The organism is Bdellovibrionales bacterium, from assembly GCA_016716765.1.
Taxonomy (GTDB): domain Bacteria; phylum Bdellovibrionota; class Bdellovibrionia; order Bdellovibrionales; family UBA1609; genus JADJVA01.
In genome coordinates, this window is sequence record JADJVA010000025.1 from 87,257 (window position 1) to 112,864 (window position 25,608).

The 25,608-nt window shown below is 45.9% G+C and carries 27 protein-coding genes; 22 read left to right on the top strand and 5 right to left on the bottom strand.

Annotated elements, in window-relative coordinates:
• The first annotated feature begins 31 nt into the window (after positions 1–31).
• A complete protein-coding gene (locus IPL83_16715) occupies positions 32–868 on the top strand; it encodes an energy transducer TonB (protein MBK9040767.1) in 837 nt (278 codons plus the stop codon).
• A gap of 261 nt (positions 869–1,129) precedes the next feature.
• On the opposite strand, the gene IPL83_16720 is transcribed toward IPL83_16715, so the two are convergent.
• From IPL83_16720 to IPL83_16735, 4 genes are all read right to left on the bottom strand, one after another.
• Positions 1,130–2,038, bottom strand: a complete 909-nt coding sequence (locus IPL83_16720) for a hypothetical protein (GenBank protein MBK9040768.1) — start codon at positions 2,036–2,038, stop codon at positions 1,130–1,132.
• Positions 2,038–3,498 (bottom strand): group II intron reverse transcriptase/maturase, encoded by a 1,461-nt coding sequence (gene ltrA / locus IPL83_16725; GenBank protein ID MBK9040769.1) that lies wholly within the window; start codon positions 3,496–3,498, stop codon positions 2,038–2,040. The genes IPL83_16720 and ltrA overlap by 1 nt, the downstream gene beginning before the upstream one ends.
• A gap of 828 nt (positions 3,499–4,326) precedes the next feature.
• Positions 4,327–4,728, bottom strand: coding sequence for a hypothetical protein (locus IPL83_16730; GenBank protein MBK9040770.1), 402 nt, complete (start codon positions 4,726–4,728; stop codon positions 4,327–4,329).
• Between the two features lie 420 nt (positions 4,729–5,148).
• Positions 5,149–6,372 (bottom strand): hypothetical protein, encoded by a 1,224-nt coding sequence (locus IPL83_16735; protein ID MBK9040771.1) that lies wholly within the window; start codon positions 6,370–6,372, stop codon positions 5,149–5,151.
• Positions 6,373–6,696: 324 nt separating this feature from the next.
• On the opposite strand from IPL83_16735, the gene galU reads away from it, so the two are divergent.
• The 19 genes from galU (at position 6,697) to IPL83_16830 (ending at position 24,237) form a co-directional block, all read left to right on the top strand.
• Positions 6,697–7,587: a UTP--glucose-1-phosphate uridylyltransferase GalU gene (gene galU, locus IPL83_16740; GenBank protein ID MBK9040772.1), complete on the top strand. Its 891-nt coding sequence runs from the start codon at positions 6,697–6,699 to the stop codon at positions 7,585–7,587.
• Between the two features lie 8 nt (positions 7,588–7,595).
• A complete protein-coding gene (locus IPL83_16745) occupies positions 7,596–8,465 on the top strand; it encodes a hypothetical protein (protein MBK9040773.1) in 870 nt (289 codons plus the stop codon).
• 7 nt (positions 8,466–8,472) lie between these two features.
• Complete coding sequence (priA, locus tag IPL83_16750) at positions 8,473–10,509, top strand: primosomal protein N' (GenBank protein MBK9040774.1); 2,037 nt, start codon at positions 8,473–8,475, stop codon at positions 10,507–10,509.
• 139 nt (positions 10,510–10,648) lie between these two features.
• Positions 10,649–11,428: a hypothetical protein gene (locus IPL83_16755; GenBank protein MBK9040775.1), complete on the top strand. Its 780-nt coding sequence runs from the start codon at positions 10,649–10,651 to the stop codon at positions 11,426–11,428.
• A 33-nt stretch (positions 11,429–11,461) separates the two neighbouring features.
• Positions 11,462–12,595 carry an NAD(P)/FAD-dependent oxidoreductase gene (locus tag IPL83_16760; protein ID MBK9040776.1) on the top strand — a complete coding sequence of 378 codons (1,134 nt, stop codon included), beginning with the start codon at positions 11,462–11,464 and terminating at the stop codon, positions 12,593–12,595.
• Positions 12,596–12,793: 198 nt separating this feature from the next.
• Entirely contained in the window at positions 12,794–13,717 is a 924-nt protein-coding gene (gene rpsB / locus IPL83_16765) for a 30S ribosomal protein S2 (protein ID MBK9040777.1), read from the top strand.
• 138 nt (positions 13,718–13,855) lie between these two features.
• Positions 13,856–14,506 (top strand): translation elongation factor Ts, encoded by a 651-nt coding sequence (tsf, locus tag IPL83_16770; GenBank protein MBK9040778.1) that lies wholly within the window; start codon positions 13,856–13,858, stop codon positions 14,504–14,506.
• A 4-nt stretch (positions 14,507–14,510) separates the two neighbouring features.
• Complete coding sequence (locus tag IPL83_16775) at positions 14,511–15,221, top strand: UMP kinase (protein MBK9040779.1); 711 nt, start codon at positions 14,511–14,513, stop codon at positions 15,219–15,221.
• 14 nt (positions 15,222–15,235) lie between these two features.
• Complete coding sequence (gene frr / locus IPL83_16780) at positions 15,236–15,793, top strand: ribosome recycling factor (GenBank protein ID MBK9040780.1); 558 nt, start codon at positions 15,236–15,238, stop codon at positions 15,791–15,793.
• A gap of 3 nt (positions 15,794–15,796) precedes the next feature.
• Positions 15,797–16,579 carry a di-trans,poly-cis-decaprenylcistransferase gene (gene uppS / locus IPL83_16785; GenBank protein MBK9040781.1) on the top strand — a complete coding sequence of 261 codons (783 nt, stop codon included), beginning with the start codon at positions 15,797–15,799 and terminating at the stop codon, positions 16,577–16,579.
• A 15-nt stretch (positions 16,580–16,594) separates the two neighbouring features.
• The gene (locus IPL83_16790) at positions 16,595–17,413 is read left to right on the top strand and encodes a phosphatidate cytidylyltransferase (protein ID MBK9040782.1); all 819 of its coding nucleotides are present in this window, start codon (positions 16,595–16,597) and stop codon (positions 17,411–17,413) included.
• A 134-nt stretch (positions 17,414–17,547) separates the two neighbouring features.
• Entirely contained in the window at positions 17,548–19,242 is a 1,695-nt protein-coding gene (gene rseP / locus IPL83_16795; protein ID MBK9040783.1) for an RIP metalloprotease RseP, read from the top strand.
• Between the two features lie 20 nt (positions 19,243–19,262).
• Entirely contained in the window at positions 19,263–19,961 is a 699-nt protein-coding gene (gene tsaB / locus IPL83_16800; protein MBK9040784.1) for a tRNA (adenosine(37)-N6)-threonylcarbamoyltransferase complex dimerization subunit type 1 TsaB, read from the top strand.
• Between the two features lie 43 nt (positions 19,962–20,004).
• Positions 20,005–20,979, top strand: coding sequence for a P-loop NTPase (locus IPL83_16805; protein MBK9040785.1), 975 nt, complete (start codon positions 20,005–20,007; stop codon positions 20,977–20,979).
• A gap of 9 nt (positions 20,980–20,988) precedes the next feature.
• A complete protein-coding gene (locus IPL83_16810) occupies positions 20,989–21,516 on the top strand; it encodes a DnaJ domain-containing protein (protein MBK9040786.1) in 528 nt (175 codons plus the stop codon).
• A gap of 80 nt (positions 21,517–21,596) precedes the next feature.
• Positions 21,597–21,794 carry a helix-turn-helix domain-containing protein gene (locus IPL83_16815; GenBank protein ID MBK9040787.1) on the top strand — a complete coding sequence of 66 codons (198 nt, stop codon included), beginning with the start codon at positions 21,597–21,599 and terminating at the stop codon, positions 21,792–21,794.
• Between the two features lie 7 nt (positions 21,795–21,801).
• On the top strand, positions 21,802–22,791 hold the full coding sequence (locus tag IPL83_16820) for an RluA family pseudouridine synthase (GenBank protein ID MBK9040788.1): 990 nt from the start codon (positions 21,802–21,804) through the stop codon (positions 22,789–22,791).
• On the top strand, positions 22,784–23,455 hold the full coding sequence (locus tag IPL83_16825) for a polyphenol oxidase family protein (protein MBK9040789.1): 672 nt from the start codon (positions 22,784–22,786) through the stop codon (positions 23,453–23,455). The genes IPL83_16820 and IPL83_16825 overlap by 8 nt, the downstream gene beginning before the upstream one ends.
• Positions 23,456–23,715: 260 nt before the next feature.
• A complete protein-coding gene (locus IPL83_16830) occupies positions 23,716–24,237 on the top strand; it encodes a hypothetical protein (protein ID MBK9040790.1) in 522 nt (173 codons plus the stop codon).
• Here the strand turns inward: IPL83_16830 and IPL83_16835 are convergent.
• Positions 24,191–24,580 (bottom strand): hypothetical protein, encoded by a 390-nt coding sequence (locus IPL83_16835; protein ID MBK9040791.1) that lies wholly within the window; start codon positions 24,578–24,580, stop codon positions 24,191–24,193. The two genes, IPL83_16830 and IPL83_16835, sit on opposite strands and share 47 nt — an antisense overlap.
• Positions 24,581–24,617: 37 nt before the next feature.
• On the opposite strand from IPL83_16835, the gene IPL83_16840 reads away from it, so the two are divergent.
• Together IPL83_16840 and IPL83_16845 are read left to right on the top strand one after the other, a co-directional pair.
• Positions 24,618–24,824 (top strand): hypothetical protein, encoded by a 207-nt coding sequence (locus IPL83_16840; GenBank protein ID MBK9040792.1) that lies wholly within the window; start codon positions 24,618–24,620, stop codon positions 24,822–24,824.
• Between the two features lie 102 nt (positions 24,825–24,926).
• Complete coding sequence (locus tag IPL83_16845) at positions 24,927–25,598, top strand: hypothetical protein (GenBank protein MBK9040793.1); 672 nt, start codon at positions 24,927–24,929, stop codon at positions 25,596–25,598.
• The last annotated feature ends 10 nt before the right edge of the window (positions 25,599–25,608 follow it).

The window sequence follows — 25,608 nt, forward strand, 5'->3', positions numbered from 1 at the left end:
AAGTACGCCCTCATTTTTAAAGGATGATGCCATGAACACTGTGAACCTAATGCCAAAACGAAAAGGGACCTACCCCATTGGATTGATTGCGATTTCTTTGGCTCTGCACGGATCAATTCTCTATTTAATATTGGTACTCCCCCCCCAAATGGGTTTTCTTCAAGGTAACAAAAATGGGCCAACCCAAATAGAGATTACTGAGGGCGCACCGGAAGTTCAGAAGGAAGTGACACTAGCGCCATCGCCCGATCCAACCAAATCCCCAGTTAAATTAGAGAGACCAGTACAACCAACGCAGCCAACGCAACCAACGAAAGCAACACAAGAAACGCAACCAACACCATCAGTACAAACCAGTATGACTGCTCCAGCAGAAAAGAAGCTAAACCCCGCAGCGCCTTCGGAGGTTTCCAAAACCTCTTCCTCCGCTGATGAGGCAAAAGAAGCTACCGAAGAGAATCCAACAAATGAATCCCCTGCAGAAAATGAACTTGAAAAGAACGCCGGTCCAATTGAAGAGAAAGCAGCAAGCGGAAATGAGGCTGAAATAGCGAACGAAGAAGAAGCTCTTCCCGCAGGAACCCGACTCAATTCTGATTTGAAACAAAGTCCAGGGAATAAACAACCTGTCTATCCTCAAATTGCGCGACAGAAGGGATGGGAGGGCACCGTGGGCCTGACCTACAACATCTCCCCAGATGGAAGTGTTTCCGACATTGAAATCACCCGCTCATCAGGATTTGACGTTCTCGACCAAGAAGCTGCTCATGCTGTGTCTCTTTTTAGGTATCTCCCTCAACAAGAAGGAAGAACATACCATCGAGTGACCTTTATGCTGACGCAAAACTCCCAATCTCCAAAAAAGTGAGACGGAAAACCTGCCGGGTTCTCCCTTCAGTAAATGCCTCAATGGAATAAGAAAGAAAAATAGAATGAGCCTGTTTACTTATCACCAAAAAGCGCTGCTTTTGATTTAGTGCTCCCCTGAGTTCTTTGTTTTGCCTTACGTTTGCGGCCTTTGGCTGCCAATTTCTGCTTTCTGATTCGTGTTGTCTTCTTCGTGGGAGAAGCCATCTTTCCTCCAGTGGGGGTAAAGTTTGGTAAAAAATAGTTTGAGGCGCGAATCCTATCAAAATGGAACTCGGAAGTCAACGCTATGCATCGCCCCGTTGCCATTCCTAACGTCATTTTTAAAGGAATAGTCCAACTTTAATCTTGGGCCAGCAAAAGCCCAACCCGCCGAGACAAAAGTTTTGTCTGCTATTTCATCTCTCTCCGCTCCGACTCGAACGGCCAGGAAGCTGCTAGTGAAAGTCTCAATCCCAAAACCAAATCGATATTTTTTCTGAATATGCTTTTCCAAGGCCTTCGCCACATCAAATCTAAATCGAAAGATTTCATTGTAAAAATATACCGCGCCAAGTCCAAGCTCTGGTATATCCCGAAGATGCGTGGGCAACTTATCACTTTCCCTTGTAAGGAAATGATCCCAGGTTAATCCTATTCCCCAGTCTGGTCGTGGAGCGAACAAAAGCCCGAGAGTGCTGTTCCAAACGGAAGCATCCAATCCACCCTCCTCAACAATATCTCGATAGTGAACGGAAAGTCCGCCTGTAAAATGCCTGGCAAGAAAACCACCAATGGCGACCAGTCCATATTGCTCATCCACAGGAAGTTTATCCGGAAAGGTCCGTCTTTTTTTCAGATAACTGAATCCTCCGGGAACAATCACCCCTTCTGTATTATCGATAAATCCTATGCCCATTACTGTTTCGCCGAAGCCTTTGCCCAATTCTCCATCGGCATAAAAGATGGCCGAAGAAAACTCTCTTGCGTGGGGAAGGATGGCGGGATTCAGAAATTGCCCCTCCTCAGCTTCTGTAGCTGCGCGACCCGTGCCTCCCAATGCTGATGAGATGGGGCCTGTAAAATACTGTGCGCGCGCAAGAGGATTGCAAAAGCCCAAAAAACAAACAAGCAGCGTGATTTTAAAAATCAAAAAACCAAAAGACTCTTCATTCAATTTTACTTTTGTCATCAAGTAAACAGAGGTAGTTGCCTACCTCCGCTCCTCACAGAACCGGACGTGCGCAATTTACGCATCCGGCTCTTCGGGTTACGTTTCGATACTGTACCGAGTCCATTTTCAAGATCAATCACAATACTTCCTAGCGAGGGTTTCGGGATCGGGTTGAACATGAGGCGTCGATTGAATGACTCCCAGGTGAATGAGCGTCTTTGGCTGCGACGGTTGAGCCACTTGAACAGAAGACCAATACACGCAAAGTAAAAGTGCGAGAGCTTGGCCAGGTTGTAGCTTACACCGTAGTAGTTATAGTGCCCAATGATTTTCGCTCGAGCCTTTTCCCAGAGAACATCGAGCTTGTATCTATGGCGACATTCTTTGATCCATTCCTTAAAGGATTGAATTGCTCGGCCCAATCTTTTGGGATTGGTCTTTGCCTTTAGAAATCGTCGCCCAAGCCAGGCTTTCCCCCAGTAGAGGCTAAAACCAACAAAGGCAAGGTCTCCAGTCTGATCTCGAGGGCCAAATTTTCGGATTCCGCTCTTGTCGGCATTGAGCTTCAGACCAAATTCTGCAAGTCGTTGCTCCAGTTCGTCTCGAAATGTTTTCGATTTCTCGAGGTCGTTGAACACAAAGACGGCGTCATCGGCATACCTGACGATTTCGCCGCACCTCTGCCAGTTGCTCTCGAACCACTGATCCAGGGCAAAGTGCAGATAGATGTTTGCTAGGATAGGACTCACAGGGTTTCCTTGAGGTGTTCCTATCGAGCTTTTGGAGAGATCCCCATCGACTGTGAGGATCGAGTTCCTAAGGGTTCTTCGGATGTGCCTAAGGAAGAAAGGGTCCTTTATCCTGGTTTCCACCATTGACATGAGTTTGTCTTGGTCGACGGTATCGAAAAATTTTTCGATGTCCATCTCCACAACGACGGCATGCTTCCCTCTCTTGTTGAGCTCCTGATAGAGACGAGAAAGCGCCTGATGAGGTGATCTTCCACGCCTGAAACCATATGAGTGCCGATGCATGATCGGGTCAAATATGGCTTCCAGGATTTTTGCTGTGTTAAGCTGGACGACTTTGTCCTCCAGGCATCCAACAGCGAGCGGCCTTTTTCCCCCTTGCGGTTTCGGGATAAGAACCTGTCTCGATGGCTTAGGTCTCCAGCCTCCCTTGGCAATCTCATCACTGAGCTTTTCGAGGTTGATATCGAGATCCTTGCCGTATTGATCTTTTGTGACTTGGTCGATTCCGACAGCTTTGTTTCCTTTGATCTGCCGGAACGCCTGGCGGAGGTTGTGTTCGTTCAGATGGTGCATCACATGTGTGAAGCGCTGACCTTGATCGAACTTCCTTGCCGCAGCATCTATCCTGTCGATCCCTGTATAACCCTTGTATGGTCCCTCGGTGGGAACCGGTGGTACAAGTCTCGACGGGTTCGCTTGCCGTGTTTCCCTTCGCTCCATGCGCATTACCACACTTCCTCGCTACTATGAAAACATCTGACTTCTTTAGTGGGAATGGTTTCCGACTTGAGCCTCACGTCTTGCCGAAAATATTTGCTCAACCTTGAGCGACCCACTGAAGATCTCCTGGGTTTCATCAACAGCCTTTCCAACATGCCATGGCCTCGGACCCCGGTGGTGTCACATATCACACTGGCTGTGTGATTCTTTGATATTGCCTTCGCTGCTACATAGTTGCTCGGCCACCACAGGCTAAAGTGTTTAACGGGGCTCAATCCCTTCACGCTTGTCGCATTACGGCCTGCTGGATTTCTGTTTACGCTTCGCAACCCACCTCGCGGTGAGCCACGCAAAACTCGATACACGGACCTGACGGTGTTTCCCGTGACAGAACTTACATCTGTTGGTTGTTGATAACTTTGCCCAGCGCACATATCAGGATTTTCAGTCATTTAGTTCCAAAAAGCATGTGAGCACTTGTCAAATGCTAACCAGACGGTCCACCTGACGCTACACATGCTCCCTATTCCAAGGCTATTTGTAACTCCAACAATGAGAAAATTGCATCATTTATTCAGGAACTGGCCCGCTTGATTGTTGTTCCAAACTCCAAGTGTACCTGGCTGAACCAAATCTCTGGAATCCAGGATCTTCAAACATGCGTCCGGCAGCAGCGCTCCCGTTGTGAGCACTGCACCAAGCCGAACTCGATCCTGAAATCCAGAGATTTGGTTCAGCCAGGCTCCTTGTGTCTTGGATACAACAAATTCACCAAAGGATTGCGGGCCAGTCGCTGTATTAATGTCGAATGGAGGCGCCGCAACTGATACCGGATTATATTTTTTTAATTACCGCACAGAACAGTGGCATCTTATCCGGGAAAGTAGGTTGCATATATTCAACCCGATAAGGCTCTCGAACTATTACTGGGTCTCCTTTCCTCTCGGTGGATTTATAACTTCCATCATCGTTTTGATCGGATCCAACAAGAGTGTAGGGATAAACATTTATTTCCTTGCCATTGAGGTGCCAGTTCAAAAACCAAAGTATGGATCTTAACTGCTCATGATAATATCCAGTCCCATCGGTTGTGTAACAGGCCAGAAAAGCTTCTCCTGGCTGGAGACGCCTCGGCTCAGTATTCGGCGAATCGCTCCTCCTCAATGCACTGGCTTGAAAATTGACCATGAAACAGCCCCCAATTACGGCAAGAGCTAAAAAAAGCATTTTTTTCACAGATTCTCCTTATTAGTAAACGACAGTTCGTAGCCCCAAAATTAAGGCTATTTGACACGTCCGGTTATCTCTTTTGATGCTTTAGGTCAACTATCCACTTGGGATTTAAGCAAAAAAATGACATGGTGCATCTATTTGCCATGATCGCCATCCGAAGTTCAGATCGTTTTTCAGAATGTCGATAAGAAAATCCCGGGTTTAATACAGCGGCTGGCCCGCAAGCCTTCAGTGAATCTGTTGTGTCCAAGACATAAGGTACCTGGCTGAACTAAATCTCTGGATTTCAGGATCGAGTTCGGCTTGGTGCAGTGCTCACAGCGTGAGCGCTGCTGCCGGACGCATGTTTGAAGATCCTGAAATCCAGAGATTTAGTTCAGCTAGGTACCCTTGGAGTTTGGAACAACAATCAAGCGGGCCAGTTCATTGACGAGTGCAGACACTCACGTAATGAGGACAAGAAAGTCCCGTGGCCGTGCAGTCGCCTCCATCATATTTGATGTTTATGGGTGTCTGAGTGGTCGACCGACCATAGCAGTTTCCATTGCTCTGTTTGGGAATGACACATCGATTACCCAAATCTACCCACCAATCTTCCGGACGTAAAATCCTGCGTATCGCCTGTAAAGTGGCGCGATCTTTGTCGGAAGGAGTCAGTGGATCGATTACACGCGAACACCGAACCTTAGCCGCATCGACATCCTCTGAGCGAGCAATAAGAAATTTACTATCATTTGGACAATCCCAGGGACGTAAATTGCCTTCGGCTGGACTTCTTTTCAATAGATCCACTTCTTGAATGCTGTTGATCACGCGATGGATCCCACGAGTAAAAATGGGATGAGGCGTTACACTGTTAAAGCTATTCCCAAGCCCCATACTGAAATCAACTTGGTATCCCTTCCCAAATCCTCTCTTCCGATCATTGGGATCTGGCGAACGAGCAATAACCCCGCCTGCCTGCAAATCACCTGTATAAGTGAGAGCCAACAAACCAGCATCGCGTAGATTATCACGAAGGGATGCTGCAGAAACTTCCGAATCCAAAAAACGCACTGTGGCCTCAACCATCCGACCGGTCAGTCCCGAAATTCCCGAAAAATAACTGATTCGCTCGCTCTCTCCTAAACTCACGAGCCTTTCGGCAATAAGGGGACTATCAAGGGGTGCTAAAATATTCGCAAAATCTTTATTTTCCTGAAGGGTCTGACTTGATGCCAAGACCGCTTGAATATCGTTTCGTTGCCGAACCGCAAATTGAAGGCTTGCTCCCGTATTCTTTTCGCTCTGGTTGAGACTATCCGCTCGTTGACCTGCAGTAAAATTCTTTGTTGCAGTCTGATACTCGGGAGTTAAACGAATACCAGAACCAACTCCATACGCCCCAGCCTTAAACGTAAAAAAGGCGCGAGGGTCAAAATCCGACTCCAGTCCGGAGCAGGACATGTAGGCCAAAGTATCTATTTCTGTGTCAAAGGCAAAGGGCAACTGACTGTTGTAACTCAAGGAATCTGAGTTAGCGATATCCAAAGGATCGGCACAATTTTGAAAACCAAACATCAAAGATATGGCAAGACCACACCAAAAAAGTGCCCGATTCACAATCCCTACTTCGAATTTTCTCACTTTGATCCAACCTGGACCCATTTTGATTGTCCCTCTACCAACTTACCTATCAATCAAAAGAGCACTTCTCGTGCCTAATTCCGTTGAAAAGAGAAAGCAAATGGAGGTTCAAATCTGCCTAATAACCACCTGAAAAAACTAATCTATGTCCATTTTAGTGAGTGCCACTGATTAAAATAGGCCTGCCTACTTCCTGTCCAGCGACCACCCTCTAGACAGACAATCTCATTTGTATGATCCCATTTTAGAGATTCTCAGAATGAAACAGACCTTAAATTGAGGACGGGGCCTGGCCAAATGCCCCTTACTCTTGCCAAGCTACAAAGGCTGTGGTTACGTCTCTCTATGCCAAACACTGTAAAGATTGCTGTGATTCCAACGGCAGGGCTCGGAACCCGTTTCCTTCCGGCATCCAAGGCAATTCCGAAGGAACTATTTCCAATTATTGATCGTCCGATTCTACTTTACATTGTAGAGGAAGCCGTTCGTTCAGGAATTGAGAATATTGTCTTGGTGAATGGCAGAGGAAAAACTGCAATTGAAGATTTTTTCGATACCTCCTATGAGCTAGAAGACCGTCTTGTTAAGACGAGAAAAGACAATTGGTATGAAGAAATTCAAAGAATTAAATCCCTCGCTAACATCATTAGCATTCGCCAAAAGAAGGCGGAAGGGCTTGGTCATGCCGTTCTTGCTAGCCAACCTGTCATAGGAAAAGCTCCATTTGCAGTTCTACTGGGTGACGAACTGATGATTAATTCCCAAACTGAAACTCCGGCCATCGGTCAATTGATTAATAGCTTTACCGAAACCGGCATTTCCACAGTCGCCGTGATGGAGGTCGAAAAGTCGGAAACCGAAAAGTATGGAATTATCGGCCATTCCGGTCAATTTCAGGGAAAATTTAAAGTGGACTTTGTTGTTGAAAAACCAAGTCCGGAAAATGCTCCTTCATCTCTCGCCCTCCCTGGCCGGTATGTGTTCTCCCACTCAATATTTTCTCTCCTTCAAAATCTCTCCCATGGAAAGGGTGGAGAAATCCAATTAACGGACGCGATGACCGAATTGGCGAAGTCCGAAGGCCTCTTCGCTATGAAAGTCCATGCACAAAGATATGATGCGGGAGACAAGCTCGGTTACTTAAAGGCAAATATTGAGCTCGGGTTAAAACACAACGAAATCGGGGAGCCACTTCGAGACTATTTGATTGGGCTCGCCAAGAAATTGTCATCATGAGGATTGTCATGAACTGCCACAAATGCTTTCAAGTCCTTTTTTCTGTTCTCTTCATCTCATTTGCCCAACTGGGTTGGGGTTATATACCGAACCTTAAGATGATCCTTTCTCGCACTGCTGAAAATCATGGCCACGGCATCTACCGAGTTGAACAAGAAGTATCATTTCAGGAGGGTGAGGAAACATACCTTGTGCGCGAGGTTTGGTCAGTGAAGGATTCCCAACAGATGCGCCTCGAAGCCAGGGGTCGCAAGAAGGCAGAGAACCTTTCTTATACCTTTATTTACGATGGGCAAAACCGCTACTCGGTGGATTCCAATGGAATCCGAAAGTCATCGCGTCCCGCCGATAACTGGTTTGAACCCTATTTGTATTTTCGCTTTCAAAAGCATATTCGTCCTCGAATGGTTTCTGAGAGAATTATTCCAACAGAGGCCTTGGAAGAAAAACTTTCGCCTATTGATCCCACGAAAAACCGAAACAAACAGGATTTTTTGCGACTCTCAAGGGTCGGTGGTGTCATCACCTATGGTATCGGTCAAGCGCCACCACAAGGTGATTCATCGGCCCGACCTGGCCTTTGGATTGAGCAAGACGTATTTAATGTTCGAAAGATAAGGCTGCCGTCTCAAGCTGTTATCTCCGCTGATGAATATTCCATTTTTGCCAATCGATTTGCTTTGGCTACCAAACAGACCGTTCGGTGGGAAGATAAGTTGGCCCAAATTAGAGTCATTAGCGTAAAATCATTACCAAATACCAAGGAAGTCCTGAGACTTTTTGAAGCTTCAAGTCTCGATTTTGGTAAGGATCCTACTGTCGCAAATAAAACCTCAGATATAAGCCCTGTAGATAATTTCTATAGCCGGTTTCGATAGAACCCAAATGGAAAATATCAAATCCGAGTCTCACTGTTTGGTCGCAGTCGATGCCCCTCTCCCCCCGCTCACTTATTCCATTGATTCCAGCCTCGCCGAAATACCGTCTCGAGGTCAGCACGTTACAATACCCCTTGGGAAACGCTCCGTTTCCGGTGTTATTCTTAGTTCAGCGGTCAAATTAGATTCAGAGAAATTCAAAATCAAAAACATCCAATCCGTGAGCGAAACACTCCCCCCCATTCCAGAACCCACTCTTAAATGGGTTGAGTGGTTAGCAAAATACTATTTTTTTCCTGTCGGCCAGATTGCAGCTCTTTGCTCTCCTCCACTCAAAAAAGAGGGGCGTGGATCAAAAAAAAAATCCCCTGTCCCCGAAAACTCAGAAGATATGCTCTTGGATTTGACGGAGGAACAGCGCAAGGTGACTGACGCAATACGGCTCAAGCAGGGCTTTCATGTGCACTTGCTTCATGGTGTGACAGGCTCAGGAAAAACAGAAGTCTACCTTCAACTGTTGTCAAAGATTCTGGAAGATGGAAAAAAGGGCCTCGTCCTCGTTCCTGAGATATCCTTAACGCCACAACTATTAAGAAGATTTGCCGCACGCTTCCCAGATCAGGTAGCAGTGATTCATTCCCATTTGACAAAGCGCGAACGCACTGAACAGTGGTGGAGCATCATTTCAGGACAAAAGAAGATCCTTGTGGGCGCTCGTTCAGCCCTTTTTTGTCCCATTCATGATTTAGGAATTATTATCGTCGATGAGGAACATGAGGCAAGCTTCAAACAGGATGATTCCCTTAAGTATCAAGCAAGAGATGCGAGCATCATGTTGGCCCGATACCACGATTGCCCAATTGTTTTAGGAAGTGCTACGCCCAGTCTGGAATCTTGGCAAAACGCCCTCATTGGCCGCTATTCATTGCATTCACTGAGCAAAAGGGTCGCCGAGCGATCTATGCCCCTTATCGAAATCATCGACATGAAAAAGGAGCGCGAACAACGGCGATCTCATGAGAATCGAGGTCAGCTGCCGTTTTGGTTAAGTCACAAATTGCATGAATCGCTGATTCAGTGTTTTGAACAGGGCGATCAGGCCGCCCTTTTTTTAAATCGCAGAGGAATCGCTCAAACGATATTTTGTCCCTCCTGCGGCATCACCTATGAATGTCCTAACTGCTCCATCTCTCTCACTCTTCACGGAACAAATCATCTCGTCTGTCACTATTGTGATTATCACGAAAAGCTTTTTGACCACTGCAAGAAATGTGGTTCACTCGATATCGGTCCTCTTGGATTGGGGACGGAACTCATCGAACACGACGTTCGTCTGCTTTTTCCTGAAATAAAGGTGGCGAGAGCTGACCGAGATGAAATTCAGAATCGACAAGATCTCGAGAATATCATTTTTTCATTTGAGAAGGGTCAGGTCAATCTGTTGATCGGCACCCAAATGATCGCGAAAGGCCTGGATTTCAAGGGACTGAATCTTGTAGGATTAGTGATGGCCGATGTCGGGTTTAACCTCCCAGATTTTCGAGCTTCAGAGAGAAGTTTTCAGCTCCTACTGCAGATGGGAGGAAGAGCAGGAAGACACTCAGATCTTCCGGGCAGAGTAATTATTCAAACCTACAACCCCAGCCATCCAAGTATTGTTCACGCGATCAAAAGCGATTTTCACCAATTTGCTCAGGAGGAACTCCTGGTGCGAAATTCCCTTCATTATCCACCTTTCAGTCGCCTTTCATCCTTTCGAATCCAAGGCAACAGCCTTGAAGGAACAGAAGCCGTCGCCCAAGTCTTGGGCAGACGTTGCCAACTTCTTCGCACGCAACAACATGCCTACAGGGCGATTGAAATTTTGGGTCCGGCACCTGCTCCATTGGCAAAGTTACGGGGTAAATACCGATTCCAAGTCCTCATCAAAAGTCCAGAAGTTGCCTTGTTGAGTGCCTTTTGCAAACAAGTTCTGAGCGACGAAAGTTGGGTCCAGAGCGGCGTCAAAATTCAAATTGATATCGATCCTGTCAATTTGCTCTGAGTGAATTCTCCCTTTCCATCCGACTCAATAATCTTATAGAATAAAATTAAGAACTCAAAAAATCGAGACTTCTATTAGCGCTGATGCTTGCCCAAGATGTGGATCACCGAGTGACGAGCTTTTCAGAATTGAGCCCGGCATGCGGCTTGCTTTGTCTGCAGATTCAAAGGGCGAACAGATTCCAGAGTCAGCTTGCCCAAGTTGCTATGAAGAACTCACTCGAAGAGTTTCCAAAGGCGTTAAGTTACGTATGGAAGCTCAGGCACGTGAGCAAAATCGAGCAGTACTCTGGAAGAGCCGTGTTGGTCTCGTGAAACAGGCTCGCCAATTGATGCATCAAAAAGCCTATTCCGAAGCAGCCGTTTCTTATGAGAAATATTTGCGTATAGTCGAGATTGTTTTCCAAAAAAAAATGGGGGAATTGAGCCCTGATGTTTTCAATAATTCCAAAAGATCAAAAGAGGTCACTGTAATAACTTCTGTCTATTGGGATTTACTCCGAATTTACGATATGAGTCCGCGATATGGAGATCGACAAAAGCGCACAGCAAATAAATTAGCTGAATTTATCAAATATAGCACGATCTTTCCAGATATCATAAAGCGAGCCGAGGCGTTCTCTCGATCCGCTAAAAATCCCGAAATCATCAGACAGTTTCTTCGCGCCTCAGGGGGATTGCGTGGCGCCTGCTTTGTTGCCACCGCGGTTTTTGACGATTCTCATTGTTCCGAAGTTATTTTACTCCGTCGCTACCGTGACGAGGTCCTTCGTCATAGCCTATTTGGGCGAAGGTTCATTTATTATTACTATCGCCTCTCCCCTCCCTTGGCTAAATTTGTCAAAGCATCACCTCGGTTGAAAAAATGTCTTAGGGGTCCTATTCGCTTTTGTGCGGAGCGACTTTATAAAATTCCTTGAATTGGTAACCCGCCTCAGCGAGTTTAGGACTCTATGGCGACAGCAACAAATTCCCAGCTCTACGATTTTATTGTCATAGGTGGTGACCTGTCCGGTTTGTTGATTGCTCAGGCTCTCGAATTTGGTGGTTTAAAAGTTGGTCTCATTGATGAGAATGAAACCATGGGTGGTTCTTTTCGCCCATTTGATGTCAATGGTCAAATTTTCGAATCAAATCTTGGAATTATCAAGTCTTCTCCGGATTCCGAGCATTTATTGAAATGGCTGGAAGGCCAACTCGGAAGGCCAGTGCTTGGCTCAAGACTCGAAAATTCGCCCCTTACTTTTGAGGGCGGAACCTTGAAAACCTTTATGGGATTTGGAGATCGTAAATTTGACTCCCTTGAAATACTTAACCAGTACAATCAAAACTGCCTTATTGAGCTCAAGAGCCAGCCAGATGAGTGGATAAAGCACTTGGCTGAGACATTCATTGAAGAGAAAATACCACAGTCCATCGTGACAAAATTGAATGCGACAAATAATTCGATGGAAGTGACCATCAATGGCGCGCGAACCCTGATCGCAAAAAAGGTCATATATACCCCTGTCGCGAAGCATCTCCTAGCGCTCTTTCCCGAGAACCAACTTTCAAATCGCTTACGTCAGCGTCTTGCAAAGTCACGTCTCTACACTTCAGTAAATTTGCAGTGCTTACATAAGACAAACAGTGTTGCCGCATCTCCGGCCCTCCATTTCCTCTATGGGGCAAAAGATGAATTTGAGCCCACCTTGGGACGGTTTTTCAAGTCCCGCTATGAATCTTCTGGCCAAACTTCAGTTTGGATGGGGCTTCTCAACACTGACCTCGCCGAAGATTCAGAAGCGATAGCTAATCTATTAAGAGAAATGAAGAAGCAAATTAAGAGGGCTTATCCTGAATTTTTTGAAAGTCTTTCTGCCGAAAAAATTGTCGTCAATGAATGCAGCCATGGAGTCGTAGACCTCGGCTTGAAAGTTCCGGGTATCGTTCCCGAACAGCCCCACCTCTTTCTTGCCAATCATACACAGACAGGTCTTCCGCCTTTACAGGGCTCAATCATGGTCGCTCGCCTTGCCCTGGAATGGGCCTTGGGCTCCGAATCAGGCCTTGGGGCAGAATCGCCGCAAGGTGGTTTCTCTAATTAATTCGGTAAGTTGTCTATTTCGATGTGAGTGTTTCCAAAACCCCAACGGGACTCTGTACACCTTCAGGCTATTTACAGACCCCTATTGCCCTACCACGCTGCTTATGCTAACAGTAACCAGATTTTTTAACTACACACCTCCTCGTATCTTTGGTCCCAAGTGGCAGTGAGGGGGGCGGTATAACCAGAGAGGATATCTATGGCCAATCTTACAATGAAGGAAATGCTCGACGCAGGTGTTCATTTCGGACATCAGACTCAGCGTTGGAACCCAAAAATGAAACCCTACGTTTACACTGACAGGGGTGGAATCCATATCATAGATTTGCAAAAATCAGTCGGACTCGCTCGGAGAGCTGCTGAATTTGTTAAATCAGTGGGTGCAAATGGGGGAAAATTAATTTTCGTCGGAACAAAAAAGCAGGCCGTAGAGCCCATTAAGGAAGCCGCTGCTCTTTGTGGACAATACCATGTAACAAAGCGTTGGCTCGGAGGAATGCTCACCAATTTTCAGACAATTAAATCAAGTATCGATCGACTCAAAAAAATTGATCGCATGCGAGAAAAAGGTGAACTTGATTTTTTCTCCAAAAAGGAGCGGGCCCGAATAGAGAAGGACTATCTTCGTCTTTTGGAATATTTGGACGGTATCCGTGAAATGAAGGACTCTCCCTCGGCGATGTTTGTCGTAGATCTCAACAAGGAGCATATCGCCGTTAAAGAAGCTCGTCGGCTTGGTATTCCTGTCATCGGCATTGCAGACACCAATGTAGATCCAAATGAAGTTGATTACCCCATTCCTGGTAACGACGACGCAATCCGCTCAATTAAGCTCTTTTCAAATATGGTGGCCGAGTCATTTCTTGAGGGTGTCAAGCTTTGGGAAGAAAAACTTCGTTCAACTGCTGACAAATCTGCATCTGCTCCAGAGAAGGCGACAGCGTCTGCTCCGTCTGTCGCTCCAGTTAAGGATACTTCTCCCTCTGATGGCGGACCATCTGTTGTCAAAGTCAGTCGTGGTCGTAAACTTGTCGCTGCTGGTCTTGCTGATGAAGTTGAAATTGCGGCCGAGTTGGAAGTTGCCCCCGAAGAGGCCGTTGTTCCTGAAAGCTCAGAAGAATAGATGCGCACAGCCTGATGTCCCTCGGACTTGGGCGAAGCAAAATGTAGGGCCTCTCATGATCTGTCAGCAGTGAGGGGATCCCATTTTTGGAATTGGTAAGAGATTTAGGTAGAAAATATTTAAAAGAGGAAAGCTATTATGACAATCAGTGCTTCTCAAGTAAAGGATCTCCGCGAAAAAACGAGCGCGGGCATGATGGACTGTAAAAAAGCCCTCGAAGAATCGCAAGGTGACTTTGAGAAGGCCGTGGAATGGCTTCGAGTGAAAGGCCTCAGTAAGGCTGCAAAAAAATCAGGTCGGTTGGCAGCTGAAGGTCTCGTCACTTCTTATATACATGCGGGAGGCCGCATCGGTGTTCTTGTAGAAATCAATTCTGAAACCGATTTTGTGGCACGCAACGAAGAATTTCAAAAATTTGTGAACGATGTGGCTATGCACATCGCTGCAATGGCGCCCTGCTTTGTTCGCGAAGAAGAAATTCCCGAGGAAGTTAAAAATAAGGAGCGAGAAGTACTGATAAATAAAGCCCTTGAAGAGGGTAAAAAGCGCGAATTCCTGGATAAAATTATTGATGGCCAAATGAAAAAGTGGGCCGCAGAGTCGTGCTTGATGGGACAAAAATTTGTCAAGAATCCAGACGTCACGATCCTCCAGCATTTGCAAGAAACCATCTCCCGAATTGGCGAAAATATCGTGATCCGTCGATTCGCTCGCTACGAATTGGGCGAAGGTTTAGAGAAGCGTTCAGAAAATTTCGCTGAAGAGGTCGCGGCACAACTGAAGGGGTAACAGATTGGCTAAGAGCAAGTATCGAAGAGTCTTGTTGAAACTCAGTGGCGAGGCTCTCGCCAGCAAGAGTAATTCGATAGATCTTGAAATTATTGAGAGGGTTGCAGCTGACGTCTCTGAAGCCGCTGCTCTCGGGGTACAGATTGGAATAGTGATTGGCGGCGGAAATATTTTCAGAGGAGTTGCGGCTTCGGCTCGTGGTATGGATCGGGCCAGCTCAGATTATATGGGTATGCTCGCCACCGTCATCAATGGATTAGCTGTCCAGAACGTCTTCGAAAAGCACAATCTCTCTACCCGTGTACAGACCGCTATTGGGATGGCTGAAATCGCGGAACCCTATATCCGCCGACGTGCCATTCGCCATTTAGAGAAAGAACGGGTCGTTATTTTTGTTGCTGGCACAGGAAATCCTTATTTTACAACCGATACGGCTGCGGCCCTGCGTGCAATGGAAATTAATGCAGACGTCATCTTAAAGGCGACAAAAGTAGATGGAATTTACGATAAAGATCCCATAACTCATTCAGATGCTATAAAATTCGATAGAATCAGTTACATGGATGTCTTGAAAAAAGGTCTGAAAGTAATGGATTCTACTGCGATTAGTCTCTGCATGGACAACAAATTGCCGATAGTTTGCTTTAATTTACTTGCGCCAAATAGTATCACTCGAGTGATATCTGGCGAGAACATTGGAACAACTGTCTTTTAGAATTGGGGGGAAACATGGTCGAAAATATTGTTAAATCTACCAAAGATCAGATGGAAAAGGCTCTTTTGGCATTGGCTGGTGAACTAAAAAAAGTGAGAACCGGCCGAGCTCAGGTGTCAATGTTGGATGTTGTGAAGGTCAACTACTACGGCAGTGCCACTCCGCTCAATCAAGTTGCGGCTGTCTCTTGCCCAGACGGGAAATCCTTTTTAATTCAACCCTGGGAGGCATCAACTCTCAAAGAAGTTGAGGCCTCAATTATTAAAAGTGATCTGGGAATGAGCCCTCAAAACGATGGAAAAGTCATCCGCCTTCGTCTTCCTGATTTAACGGAAGCCCGTCGCAAAGAATTAGTAAAAACTATTAAAAAGATTGTGGAAGATGCCCGGGTGGCTGTACGAATGGCAAGACGTGATGCCAATGAATCAGTAAAGAAGTCTGCCAAAGATAAAGTCATCAGCGAAGATGAACAGAAACGCCTTGAAGGAGAGATACAAAAATTGACTGATGGTTATGTTGATAAAATTGACAAAATATCCGAGGAAAAAGAGAAAGAACTCATGACAATCTAGTCAATGATAGAAAATCTGGAGCCCTTTAGAGTGACCCTGCCAACACACATCGCAATAATTATGGACGGAAACGGCCGTTGGGCCAATGCCCATGGACATCATCGTTTTTTTGGGCATGTGCGGGGAGCTCGGGTAGCTAAGAGCATTATTGAGGCTTGCTCATTTCGGCGGGTTAAGTTTCTTACACTTTTTGCGTTTAGCAGTGAAAATTGGCTCAGACCAAAAGACGAAGTCAATCTCCTGATGAAATTGCTATTTAGTCGGCTCAATCGTGAGCGAGCTGGACTGGTTCGAAATAATATTAAATTCAAATGTATTGGCGATTTAGAACGACTCCCCGCAAAGGTGAAGGAGGCCGTAAACCAGACGATCTCTGCGACTGATCATTGTACGGGAATGACTTTGATTTTTGCTTTGAGCTATGGAGGTCGACAAGAAATTGCTAGCGCAGCGAAGAAAATCGCCTTCCTTGTCGGCTCTGGACAATTACGTCCCGAGGATGTTAATGAGGAGCTCTTTCACTCTCAGCTAGAATCTTCGGAAATTCCCGACCCAGATCTCATCATTCGCACAAGCGGAGAATCACGCCTCTCGAATTTCTATTTATGGCAATCAGCCTATAGCGAATTCATGGTTTTTCCCAAAATGTGGCCGGAATTTACTCGGAATGATTTGGATCTCGCAATAGAATCTTTTAATCTCAAGGAACGTCGGTTTGGTAAGACCAGTGAACAGTTAGGCTCAACTCTCCAGGCCTCATTTCGCAGTTTAAAAGGCGAAATTTAAGTGAGTTCCAACTTTATGGGGCTCCAAACGCGAATTCTCTCAGCTTTGGTAGCGGGGGGGGCATTTGTCGCTATTGGTTTTTACGGCGGCCCATCAGGAATCGCAGTTATTTCCTTTGGGATTGTCATGCTGGGCTGTTATGAATTTACCCAAATTGGCTTTCCTCCAGATGAGAAACTACCTCCATTTTTGAAAGTTCTGTTTCTTGGTAGTTGTTTTGCCTTTATTTCTGCAGCACTCCTCCTCAAACCTGTTACAGGCTTGGCGACTCTCGCTTTGACGTCGATGATCTTTTTCTCCTGCTTATTGAGTGCACTTCACAAAACTGTTCCATTGGAAATGATTCGCAAACTGTCGTCCTCCCTCATTTTAGGTTTAGTTTACACTGGTCTAATGCCGATTTTTGCCCTTAAAATCCTGTTTCTTCCTGATGGCCTCAAATGGTTTTCACTCATGCTTATTGTGGTTTTTTCCGGCGATACCTTTGCCTATTTCGTTGGCCTTTGCTTTGGCAAACGCAAGCTGATGCCCTCAGTTTCTCCTAAAAAAACAGTCGCCGGAGCCTGGGGGGGACTTATGGGGTCTGGACTTGTCGCCTGGCTGGCAGGAGTTTACTTTGTTGATAAACATGTGCTTATGTTGTTTGTCACGGGCTCTATTGCAAGCGGCTTCTTTGCTCAATTCGGAGATCTCTTTGAATCACTTCTCAAGCGCGTCAGTGGGCACAAGGACTCTGGCAGTATTATGCCAGGACACGGGGGCGTCCTTGATCGTTTGGATGGAATTTATTTTGCCTCTCCTGTTTTCTTTATTGTGGCTCAATCACTCAGTTAGGAAGCGCTGTGTTGAATGGGTTTTTGGGTACCTTAGGCGAGTTACTCCCTGAATTTCATTCCAAATCTGAGAATCTTTCGCTTGCTTGGCGGTTTTTGCTTTGGTGTCGCCGCTCCTACATTTAGAATACCGAAATGGATTTAATTCTTAATTGGTTACAATCGGGACTTTCTGCAATTGGGCCCTTCCTTATTTTGTTGGGCCTTCTTATTTTCGTTCATGAGCTCGGCCATTTTTTGGTCGCCAAATGGTGTGGAGTAAGAGTTGAAGTTTTTAGCCTTGGATTTGGCAAGAAAATTTTAAAATTCACTCGTGGAGAGACCACTTACTGCATCTCGATTGTGCCTCTTGGCGGATATGTCAAAATGTACGGAGATGACCCAACTGCAGAAATACCAGAAAGCGAAAAGTCCCGGGCCTTTCTATCCAAACCAGTCATCCAAAGAATAGCGATCGTTTTGGCAGGCCCTCTGATGAACTTTCTATTTGCAATACCACTCTTTATGGCTGTAGGTCTCAATGGTGAACTTGTCCCGGGGCCGCGATTAGGAGATGTTGAACCAGAAAGTTCTGCCTTTCAGGCTGGCTTTCGTTCAGGCGATAAGATTCTCTCGATGAACGAGGAGGCCATTTCCTATTGGTCACAGATCACCAAAAAAATTGAAGCCTCCGTTGACCGTGAAATTCAATTTAAGGTAATCCGATTCGAGGGCGGAGAGACTGTTTCGCTTAAGGCTTCTCCGGCTCTTGTGCCCAACGACAATATACTCACTCTCGATACTCTCGTCCCAAGAATTCCTGGGCTTGATCCAAGTGGGCGCTCTTCAATGGTTGGGGTTTCCTCGCCTCAGTCACCTGCTGCCCTCGCCGGATTAAAGACTTTTGACATAATCACTTCCATAAATGGGGTGAAGGTCAATTCCTTTTGGGAGCTCGAACCCACCCTTCAAGCACATAGAAATAGCGAAAAGTTGGAACTGGTGGTTCGTCCTTACACAGCGAAAGCGAATATTGAAAATCGGACGGTTGTGCTAACTGATTTTCACAAGCTTTCCAAAACGGTTGATGAATCCAAATCCCTTCTTGATGTCTTGGGACTCGAAGAATCTGATCTGTATCTGCTTCAGGTTAAGGAGAATTCTCCGGCCGCTCGAGCTGGCTTGAGAGACGGAGATAAAATCATCGGCCTCGACAAAACCCCTGTGGAGAAATGGGATCAGGTTCTCGGAAAGGTCAAAGCTTTTAAGTCTGAGGACAAGCTCATTCATTTTTCAATTGCACGTGAGGGCAAGGCAATTGATGTTGATATCGCACCAGAGATGACTGAGGTCATGAATCGCAATCAGAAAGAAGAGAATCGCTTTACCGTTGGAATTATTCCGGCAATTCTGGAGTCCCAAGCCGAACTCACTCTGTTTCGGGTAAATTCTCCTGCAGAGGCCGTCTCTTATGGATTTGAAAAAACAATCGACTGGACCAAAGCTATAGCGGTTAGCTTTCTCAGAATCCTTACGGCCCAAGTTTCGCATAAAAATATCGGTGGGGTCATTACCATTGGCAGAGTGGCGAGTCAGACTTTCGAAATGGGCATTTCGGCATTTTTGAGAATGATGGCCATCATTTCCATCAATCTTTTTCTGATTAATCTTCTTCCCGTTCCTATTTTGGACGGTGGACACCTGGTATTTTTTGTCATCGAGGCCTTGCGAGGAGCCCCCCTGAGCATGAGAAAAATGGAGATTGCCCAACAAGTTGGGCTTATCCTTCTTATCTCTCTCATGGTACTATCCTTGTTTAACGATATAACAAGCTTTGTGAAGTCTCCTTAGATCTGTTAACAAAGTGGGTTATGAAATTAGTACTAATTGCAGAAACGAGCTCTCCATGTGGCGGGCTTTCACTCCTGGAATGTTCAGATAAATATTTAGACGCCGTCGTCAGAGACTGCCAGCAGTGGCAGCGCGAATCTTCACATAGCGAAGTCGTGACCGGGGCCGTTAGAATCCTGCTGGAACGAAATGCGCTTCAATTGAGAGAAATTAATCTTTTTGGAGTGGGAGTGGGTCCTGGGAGTTTCACGGGTATCAGAGTGGGAATCAACATGATGAGAGCATTTGCCTACTCCTTCAAGACTCCCCTTTTTGGGTATTCTAGCCTAGAAGCCCTGGCTTTAAGCACTCATCGACAAGAGCTCCCCATTGTCTGTTTGGCCAATGCCTTCAAAAATATGATTTATGGAGCCACTTACACATGGACAGAAACGGGCTCTCTCCGAGAAGTGGTCTCTCCTCGTGCTGTGGGCTTAGATCAGATCTCTCAACTCTTCAATGGTCCCTCGCTCGTCGTAGGGAACGCCTTCGATATTTATCAGAAGTTTTTTCCTCACAACATGCTCAGTCTTATGTCGCGCGAAAGCATCAGCCAGACGAGCCACAAGTCCAGTTTTTTTCCTCTCGTTTGGATCTGCAAGCCAGACGAGATACCCAAAATGATTGGCAATCCGTTAAACCTCTTTATATTCGCGCGTCTGAAGCCGAAGAGAAGCTAAAGAAGGGTCTACTTAAACCCTTACCAAAGATTTGAGAAACTGAATGTCCGACGTTCGGGGTAACGACAAAGACAAAGTCTTTTATCTGAGAGGAATGATGAATTCCGACTCTCGCATTATTTCAGTTGGAGGAGGCAAGGGAGGAGTAGGAAAGTCATTTTTTAGCTCTGGCCTGGCTATTTTTATTGCAAACCTAGGATACGATACTCTTTTGATTGACTTGGATCTGGGTGCCGCCAATCTTCACACTTGCATCGGAGAAGATACACCTCCCCACTCGATACATGACTTTTTAACTGGCAAAGTAGCTAATTTTGAAAGCCTCGCCGTTCAAACCGGCCATCAAAATCTCCGGTTTATCAGTGGATCTAACGATTCCTACGACATGGCAAACATCACCGAAGATCAGAAAACACTTCTGATGTCTTCTATTTTTCACACGAAGGCCGACTTTATCATTCTTGACCTAAGCGCAGGCACTCACTCAACCACCTTGGATTTGTTTTTGATGGCAACGCACCAATTGATCACTGTGACTCCAGATCCTTCCAGCGTTGAAAATGCTTACAGATTTATCAAATCTGCGTTTTTCAGAAAAATGAAGCGATTTGAGTTCCAATTAAATTTAGGTAACCTGATTTCCCAACTCATGGCGAACAAATCTCTTAACGGAATTCGCTCACCTGCCGATCTCCTTTTCTATGTGTCCAAACAGGATCCAGAAAATGGCGAGCGACTTCGAAACTTAATGGAGAGCATGAAAATTCAAATTGTTCTTAATCAAGTCCGCACAATGAGTGATGTTACGCTCGGACCTTCTATAGAGAGCGTCTGCAGGAAATATTTTGGAATCAAAGCTCAATTTTTAGGACATATCGACTACGATAATGCAGTATGGCAGTCGCTTCGAAAAAAGAAACATCTCCTGCTAGAATATCCTCACAGCCGGATATATGCTCAGATGCTGGGAATTGCCCGAACAATCGTTGGTCCAAGAAAACAAAAAGCTGTGGTATAAAATAAGAAGATGAATCATCGACTGGCTGACCAAACTTATTATGAAATTCTTGAAGTCGCATCAGATGCAACTCAGCAACAAATTCATGCCGCATACCATCGAGCACGAAACACTTATTCCCCTGAAAGTCCTGCACTCTACTCCATGTTCACTCGTGAAGAAGCACGTGACCTGATGAGTCTAATTGAGGAAGCTTTTTCCACCCTGAGCAACCAAACCAAGAGAAAAGATTACGACAAGCAATTAATTCGGCAAATGACAGAAAAGGATCAGACTCAATTCGGCCCGGCAAATCCATCCGACGAATTGCCAGATTTTCATGTTCCAGAGCAAGCGCTCAAAGTTGGATCGGCATCGGCATCGGCATCGGCATCGTTAGCAAATCTTGGTGCTGCACCGGTAGCAAGTGTTGGAATTACGAATGCTACCGCCATTGAGCCGACCGCTGTAAATCAAAAAACTTCCAGCCATCCAAGCCTAAGGCAGACCGTGTTCCTGAGGGATTCGGAAAAACACGTTTCAGCGCCTATCAAATAGATCCAAACTTTGAAAATGAGATTAATCAAACGAGGGTCTTCGATGGAGCTTTTCTTCAAAAAGTTCGGATTTATAAACAGGTGAATCTTGATCAACTCAGCCAGGAGACGCGCATCAGTCGAACCTATTTGAGTGCTCTCGAATCAAACAATTTCAAATCCCTTCCTGCTCCTGTTTTTACTCGCGGGTTCGTCGTGCAGGTAGCAAAAATTCTAGGACTCAACGAGAAAATCGTTGCTGACTCCTACATGTCACTTTATCGCAATGAAAAGTTCTGAATCCGATTTGATAGTTCGGAATCTTGAAATAACCATTTCTGAAGATCAGGCTGGTACGAGACTGGATCGAATTCTTGCCAGCAAACCGGAGTTCTCTTCCAGATCTCAAGTGGCCCAACTGTTCTCGTCTGGTTCGGTACTTAAAGGTGACAAGTCTTTGAAAGCTTCATTTATTCCGAAAGTCGGAGATTGTATTGTCGTATTAATTTCTGAGCCAATTGCTTCCCAAGAACTCGAACCTCTTAATTTTCCTTTGGCTATACTACATGAAGACAAAGACGTTATTGTCATCAACAAGCCCGCAGGGATCGTGGTCCATCCGAGCAATGGCCACAAGCAAGATACCCTGGTTAATGCCCTTGTGTATCATACCAATAGTCTTGCCTCGGGCTTTCAAAGCCATCGACCCGGTATCGTTCATCGCCTCGATAAGGACACAAGTGGCATTCTTGTGGTCGCCAAAAATGATCGCAGTCATGCCTTCCTCGCAAAGCAATTCCGGGAAAAGACCGTCCATCGCATTTATTGGGCTCTCGTCTATGGGCTCCCCTTCCCTTCCGCCGGAACTCTGCGTTCTCACATCGGCCGTCATCCCAATGATAGAAAAAAATTTGCCTCCACAGACAAGAATCCTCAAATCTCGGAGCCTAAAGGAAAATTGGCAGTCACTCACTATCGAACTCTAAAAACTTCACCTCAAGGCTTTTCTCTGATCGAATGCCGACTTGAAACGGGACGCACCCACCAAATTCGAGTGCATTTGTCAGAGCTCGGGTACCCCATCGTGGGAGATCCTATCTATGGCGGACTGCAGAGGGCTAAGGGACTAAAGAGTCCGAGATTGCGTTCCTTGATTTTTAACTTGGGGAGGATTTCACTTTGTGCCAGAGAGCTTTCCTTTGTCCATCCAAGCTCGAAAAAACTCCTGGCGTTTCAAATAACCTGGCCGGAAGATCTCATGGATCTTTACATTCAAACTGGATTTGATCGTGTTTGAACCACTCAGAATTGAATCTCAAACTGTAGGATTTATTTACCACGGACTCCATGCAACTCTCTTTTTTGGAAATCGATTTGGGACTTTCGAACTGTTGGAGAAGTCCTTCCCAAATGTTCAGTTTCATCAACTTCAGCAAGTTCACTCCTCAAGGTGGACAGAGGCCCATCGAGATCCCCCGCTCGCCGATGCCCACTTTACATCCCGTGAAAATCTGGGGCTAGTTGTTCGAACGGCAGATTGTTTGCCCATTTTAATCTGTAAGCAAAATGGAATCGCAGCGGTACACGCAGGCTGGCGCGGAGTTGTCGGAGGTATTCTCAATGGGGCCCCTCATCCATTCTCGATAGAGGGTTCTGAAATTTATATTGGCCCGCATATCAAGGCTTGCTCCTTTGAGGTAGGAACGGAGGTTCTTGAGCAAATTCGACCCATTGGACTTCAACTGTCCATACCTGAAAGCGAATACATTTTTTCTCATCACGACCAGAAAAAGTCCTACATCGATCTCTCTCGCATTGTGCAAGCTCAGTTGATAAGAGCTGGTGCAAAATTAGTCTTTACACAGGATTCTGACACCCTGACCGACTTGAACTATTTTTCCTATCGCAGAGACCACAACTCACAGGGTCGACAGATTTCGTTTGTTATAAAGAGATCTTGAACTGGCCTGCGTGATTGTTTCTCCAAACATCAGGGGTGCCTTTCTGAATCAAATCTCAGCATTCCAGGATCTTCAAACATGCGTCCGGCAGCAGCGCTCCCTTTGTGAGCACTGCACCAAGCCGAACTCGATCCTGAATTCCTGAGCTTTGCTTCAGCCAGGCTTCCTTGGAGTTTGGAACAACAATCAAGTGGGCCAGTTTTTGATCAGTTGCGCCTTGGAAACTAGATACACATTCACACGAGGAGTAGAATTACAAAATGAGCGCAGTTGCACCTCCTATCTCCTCGTCCCCTCGCCCCTCACCCCGATTTAAGTCTATTATCGGCGTTGCTTCTCGGGGGTTTTTCATAAGCATCTACTTGATTGGCCTCCTTTGCGTCTTTCATCCGTCTCTACGTAACTACATTCGCGGAGCTCTCAACAAAGAATTCCGCCAAATACTTGCCTCTGCCTCCGGTCCACTCCTTGCTGAAGGCGGCGTTGCTAAAGTGATCAAAATTAGAACAAGTGAGGGAATTTTTCTAGAAATCTATGGCCGAACGCCAGAGGGCACAAGGCCGCTCCTTGCTCGAATTCAGCTCCCCGATCGCCGAGACGGTTATTTTAGTTTTGGAAAAGTGACTTCCAATCTCTTTATTCATGATGTTGATAGCGACAATATCCCAGAAATAGTCGCTCCCACCTTTGACGAAAGCCTAATGGCTCACCTGAACATCTATTCGTTCAACCCCATTACTCTAAAGATTGAACCCAAAACAAGATCACTCTCATCCCCTTGAGAGAGTAAACTGGCCCACTTGATTGTTGTTCCAAACTCCAAGGGAGCCTGGCTGAAGCAAATCTCAGGAGTCCAGGATCTTCAAACATGCGTCCGGCAGCAGCGCTCCCTTTGTGAGCGCTGCACCAAGCCGAACTCGATCCTGAATTCCTGAGATTTGCTTCAACCAGCTCCCTGTGTCTTTTGGACACAACAGAATCACCGAAGGCTTGCGGGCCAACCAAGGATTCCAACTTCGGATGGCGATCATGACATATGATCCTTAAGGCTTCTGGAATCTTTCGTTGTACACCAGGTTTTACGGATGAGGCGATTGACCTCCCCTTGGCCGGCATTCGACTCATGCAAAAATCAATAATCTGTCGTCCATGACAAATGACAGTGAAAGCTTCGAGAAGAAGGATCTCGATTTTAATACAGCGGTTGGCCCGCAAGCCTTCGGTGATTCTGTTGTATCCAAGACACAGGGAGCTGGCTGAAGCAAGTCTCAGGAATTCAGGATCGAGTTCGGCTTGGTGCAGTGCTCACAAAGGGAGCGCTGCTGCCGAACGCATGTTTGAAGATCCTGGACTCCTGAGATTGGTTTAGCCAGGCTTCCTTGGAGTTTGGAACAACAATCAAGTGGGCCAGTTTATAAGTCCTTGACATTCAAATGACGCCTAGTATTATCTCTGCTCTTGGAGGCGATTCATGGTTCGGTCTGTTCTTGTTTTTTCCCTAGCCATTACATTCCTTTCCTCTTGTGGTGCTGGTCGCAGCCGTCCCCGCGGAAAGCAATGTGCAAGCGACTACAATCCGATAAAAGTCGATATCCAGGAGAGCAACGTTCAAAAAATATCGCTAAATCCCGAGTCCAAAGAAGTTCCAGCTGGCGAATATAAGTATCTACAGGCAGAGTTATTTTATTCTGATAAAACCAACAATCTGATGTTTCACGTAAGAAATCAGATTGACAAAAAGACGGGTCAAACTCAGTCCTCGATCGTTTGTGTAAGAGGTTTTAAGCAGGAAACACAACTGCACTTGAATCAGGCTACAAGTGGAATGAAATCGATGAAATTAGATGAATCTGGAAAAACCACTTACTCCATCGCTAGCTTCGTTGTCGATTTCGACGGCTATTTTCTGAGGTCCCCGCTCGTTGAAGATCTGGACAATAATGAAAAACCTCCCACCCCAGAAAAGCTTTACCAGAAAAAGGGAGGGGAGTTTTTCTTTTACAAACTCTCGAATGATGGCAATCAGTTTGAGTTGCGCTCAACGACGAACTCAGATTCAACAAGTTTGAGCACATTGTTTCGTTATGAATTTACTGCCCCTGCTGCTCCTGAGATCAAAAAGCCAGTTGAAGCTGCCCAGTGAAGGGCTAATT